At 54.9% G+C, this 1,038-nt stretch carries 1 protein-coding gene; it reads left to right on the top strand.

What is annotated here, in order from left to right; translation table 11 throughout:
- Window positions 1-987, top strand: a 987-nt coding sequence (locus tag AC1D1Z_RS37785) for a polysaccharide biosynthesis tyrosine autokinase (protein ID WP_477853963.1), incomplete at its 5' end; no start/stop codon positions are given.
- Window positions 988-1,038: the final 51 nt, after the last annotated feature.

Raw genomic sequence — 1,038 nt, 5'->3', positions numbered from 1 at the left:
GCACTCGACAAGCTTGAGAACCAGCGCCGTGACCTCGCCGCGAAGGCCATGCTGCCGGGGGCGGAATTGGAAGTTTTATCACCGGCTACAGTGCCGCTCGCGCCGCAGGGACRTGGACGGCTTTTCTATCTGGTGGGTGCCCTCCTGGCTGCAATCTCGGGTGCCGTTACGGCTGCTTTCGTGATCGAAATGTCGGACCGGACGGTCCGGAGTTTCGACCAAGTAACTGCAATGGCGCGCACGATACCGGCTGGACTTATCCCGCGTCTGGCGCGGTGGGAAAATTCGAAAACGATGTTCGAACATATGCCGGTCCCGATGTTTGACGAAGCAATCCGTACAGTGGTGCTTTCACTCAAGCAGTCCAATGGCGGCAAGTCGCCGAGCAGTATCGTCGTTACCTCGGCCCACAGCGGGGAAGGCAAGTCGCTTGTCGCGAGATCGCTGGCTATCGAACTTGCCGCCGCCGCAATTCCGGTGCTCCTGGTCGATGGCGACCTTCGGCGGGGAAAACTCGATTCGTTTTTCAGGTCGGGGTTAAAGTACGGACTGAACGAATTCCTGAATGGTCAGGCCGATCTCCGCGACATCATCTACCGCCATCCATGCGGTATCGACTTCATTCCATCTGGAAGATTTAGTCTCCAGCGGCGCATCCGTTCGAACGGCCTGGCGGAAATCATCGAGATGGCGGGCGCGGCTGGCCAGATTGTCATCTTCGACAGCGCGCCTGTGCTCGCCTCGGCAGATACCGTGCATTTGACTGCCCTAGCGGAAAGAACACTGGCGGTCGTTAGATGGGGAAAGACGAGCCGCCGCGCGGTCGAGTTCAGCCTGCAGCAAATGAAAATCTCGAGAAATTCTGAAATCGTTGTCGCGATCAACAATGTAAATCCCGCAAGGCACGCGTTGTATAATTTCAGTGACTCGGAATTGTTTTCGAAATCACTGATGAAATACTACAGCTTAAAGGGGGCGAATACTTAAAATATAAAGCACTAAACTCTCATTTGTGTGATATTGTACGAAATATACAGC

It is taken from the genome of Rhizobium sp. P1_E1, assembly GCF_056406015.1.
Note: the sequence above shows the minus strand (reverse complement) of the source record. Positions and strands in the feature narration are given on the sequence as shown.